General features: G+C 63.4%; 2 protein-coding genes. Both read left to right on the forward strand.

The window, feature by feature from the left end; translation table 11 throughout:
• The first annotated feature begins 164 nt into the window (after positions 1-164).
• The gene (gene prsK, locus K8I04_04330) at positions 165-2309 is read left to right on the forward strand and encodes a PEP-CTERM system histidine kinase PrsK (GenBank protein MBZ0070939.1); all 2145 of its coding nucleotides are present in this window, start codon (positions 165-167) and stop codon (positions 2307-2309) included.
• Positions 2275-3639, forward strand: a complete 1365-nt coding sequence (gene prsR, locus K8I04_04335; protein ID MBZ0070940.1) for a PEP-CTERM-box response regulator transcription factor — start codon at positions 2275-2277, stop codon at positions 3637-3639. Before prsK ends, prsR begins: the two co-directional genes overlap by 35 nt.
• Positions 3640-3660: the final 21 nt, after the last annotated feature.

The following is a 3660-nucleotide window of genomic DNA, read 5'->3' on the forward strand; positions in this document are numbered from 1 at the left end:
GGCCCTTGGCGTAACCGGGCCGCTACCCTTATAGTGATCACCCGCTCCGGCCGGTGTCCTCGACGCAGGCCTTCGCGGGTACCGGGGACTGCGCTGCGGCGCAGGCAGCGAGGCGGGTGGTGCTCCGGTAAGAGGCGTTGCCGGATGACGTCTGGGGACGATGCATGATCAGCATTGGGTTCATCGGCTATTCCACGGGTGCCTTCGCCTTCATGGTGCTGGCACTGGTGCTGCTGACCGGGCAGCGTGGCCGGTCGCGCAAGCGCCTGCTGATGCTGGCCGCCGCGGCCAGCGCCCTGTGGATGAGCGTGGCCGCCTATCAGAGCATCGCCCGGGCGGCCATTTTTGAATCCCAGCTGCTCGAACTGCTGCGCGATCTGGCCTGGATCGGCTTTCTGGCCGGTGTGCTGGCCAACGCCTATGCCGAGCGACCGCAGTCCAGCCGGCGTTTCCGCCACGTCTTCATGGCGGCGGGTGCCTTCATCCTCCTGCTCGCGACTCTGACGGCCTATCGCTTCGTCGCCGATACGGCAGTGATCTCATCCGCCGGCATCGACTGGCTGCTCGCCGGTTATCTGCTGGTCGCCATCTTCGGGCTCGTGCTGGTGGAGCAACTGCTGCGCAACACCCGGCCCGAGGCGCGCCGCGGCATCAAGTATCTGTGCATGGGCGTGGGCGGCATGTTTGCCTACGACTTCTATCTGTATGCGGATGCCCTGCTGCTGCAGCGCATCGATCCGGCGCTGTGGCAGGCACGCGGCTTCGTCAACGCGCTGATCGTGCCGCTCATCGGGCTGGCGGTGGCGCGCGATCCGCGCTGGTCACTCGATATCTTCGTCTCGCGCCGCATCGTCTTCCACACGGCGTCTCTGCTGGGGGCGGGCATCTATCTGTTCGCCATGGGCGCCGGCGGTTATTACGTGCGCCACTACGGCGGCAACTGGGGTGGCGTCGCGCAGGTGATCTTCCTGTTCGGCGCGATCCTGCTGCTGGCGGTCCTGTTGTTCTCGGGGCAGTTGCGCGCCAGCCTGCGGGTATTCATCAGCAAGCATTTCTTCCACTACAAATATGACTATCGCGACGAGTGGCTGCGCTTCATCGGCACCTTGTCGTCACGCGAACCGGACGTGCGTCTGCGCGAACGCGTGATCCGCGGCATCGCGAATATCATCGAGAGTCCGGCCAGCATCCTGTGGATGCGCCACGATACCGGTCGCTTCGAGCCGGTGGCCGCCTGGCAGGCCGAGCTTCCCGAACAGGCGCATGAAGATGCCGATGGTTCGCTGGCGCAGTTTCTGGATCGGCAGGGGTGGGTCATCAATCTGGACGAGTACGAGCGTGATCCCGAACTCTACGACGGTCTGACCCTGCCCGCCTGGCTGGACACCATTCCGCGCGCGTGGCTGATTACGCCGCTGATCCTCCATGAGCGCCTGCTTGGTTTCATCGTGCTGACGCGCTCGCCGGCACCGCAGCATTTCAACTGGGAGGACTGCGACCTGCTGAAGACCGCGGGCCGCCAGGCGGCCAGCCATCTTGCCCAGATGGAGGCCGCGAGCGCACTCGCCGATGCCCGTCAGTTCGAGATGTGCAACCGGCTGTCGACCTATGTCATGCACGACCTGAAGAATCTGGTCACACAGCTCTCGCTGGTCGTCACCAATGCGGCCAAGCACAAGCACAATCCGCAGTTCATGGAGGATGCCATCTGTACGGTCGAGCACTCGGTCGATAAGATGAACCGGTTGATGGCGCACCTGCGCAGCGGCGGGGGCGATCAGCGTCAGATGGTGACGGTCGATCTGTGCGAGTTGCTGCGCGAGGTCGCCGGGACCATGAGCGGCGGCCGTCCGATACCGAGTGTCGACTGCCAGGCACACGGCATCGCCGCGCAGGCCAACCGTGACCGTTTCGCGGCCATCATCGGCCACCTGGTGCGCAATGCACAGGACGCCACACCAGCGGACGGACGCATCATCATGCGGCTGTTCAAGCGCGATGACTGGGCGGTCATCGAGGTCCAGGATACAGGTTCCGGAATGGATGCCGACTTCATCCATACGCGCCTGTTCCGGCCGTTCGAGACGACCAAGGGCAAGGCCGGTATGGGTATCGGCGTCTACGAGACACGCGAGTTCGTGCGTATTCTGGGTGGCGATGTCGAGGTCATCAGCCGGGTGGGCGAAGGGACGACCTTCCGGCTGCGGGTGCCCATTAGCGACGAAAACCGAAATAACGTACAGTTACGCCTAGTAGAAGGTAACGGGTATCCGGATGACGGAAGAATCACGGAAATTGCTGGTCGTTGAAGACGACCCGGGGTTGCAGGCGCAATTGCGCTGGTGCTTCGAAGGCTACGAAGTCATCATCGCCAGCGACTGCAAGGCGGCGCTCGCCGAACTGAAAAAATACCCATTTCCCGTGATGACCCTGGATCTCGGTCTACCGCCCGATGCCAGCGGTACCAGCGAGGGCTTCGCCGCCCTGGAACAGATCCTGGCCGACTATCCGCATACCAAGATCATCGTCGTGACCGGTAATAACGAGCGCAACAATGCGCTGCAGGCGGTTGCCCTCGGCGCCTACGACTTCTTCCACAAGCCCATCGATCCCGATCTGCTCGGCTTCATCGTCAACCGCGCCTACCGGCTGCACGAACTCGAGAACGAGAATCGCCGCCTGCAGCAAAGCCAACAGCCCGATTCGCCCCTGGAGGGTGTGCTCACCGGCAGCCAGGCGATGCTGGACGTCTGTCGCACCGTCGAGAAGGTCGCACCCGCCGACGTGGCCGTGCTGGTGCTGGGCGAGAGCGGTACCGGCAAGGAATTACTGGCGCGCTCGCTGCATGGTCTGAGCCGGCACTCCGACGGCCCGTTCGTGGCCATCAATTGCGCGGCCATTCCCGAGGCATTGCTGGAAAGTGAACTGTTCGGCCACGAGAAGGGTGCCTTCACCGGCGCGATCAAGCAGACGCCCGGTAAGATCGAGACCGCCAGCGGCGGCACGCTGTTCCTCGATGAGATCGGTGATCTGCCGATGGCCTTGCAGGCCAAGCTGCTGCGTTTCCTGCAGGAGCGCGTCATCGAGCGGGTGGGTGGGCGCAAGGAGATTCCCGTCGACGTGCGCGTGGTGTGCGCGACCCACAAGGATCCGCAGGCGTTGATTCAGGAAAACCAGTTCCGCGAGGATCTCTACTACCGCGTCAGTGAGATCACGGTGCGCATTCCACCGTTGCGGGAACGTGTCGGCGACGTGCTGTTGCTGGCGCGCGCCTTCCTGGAACGCTACAGCCGGCAGCACGGCAGCCAGGTACACCGCTTCAGCAAGGATGCGTTCGCAGCGCTGGAGGCCTATCACTGGCCGGGCAATGTGCGCGAGCTGGAAAATCGCGTCAAGCGCGCCGTCATCATGGCGGAGCAGAAGCAGATCACGGCCAAGGATCTCGAACTCGGCAGTGATCATCAGGCGACGAACACCCAGACCTACGACTTGCGCGAGATCCGCGAACAGGTCGAACGTCAGGCCATCCGCCGTGCACTCAGCCACGTCGGTGGCAAGATTTCACAGGCCGCCGAGTTGCTCGGCGTAAGCCGCCCGACCATGTACGACCTTATTCGCAAGTACGATATGAAAGTATAGGGTTGGGATTCGGGGGTCGGG

Source organism: Gammaproteobacteria bacterium (assembly GCA_019911805.1).
Classification (GTDB): Bacteria; Pseudomonadota; Gammaproteobacteria; order Thiohalobacterales; family Thiohalobacteraceae; genus JAHJQQ01.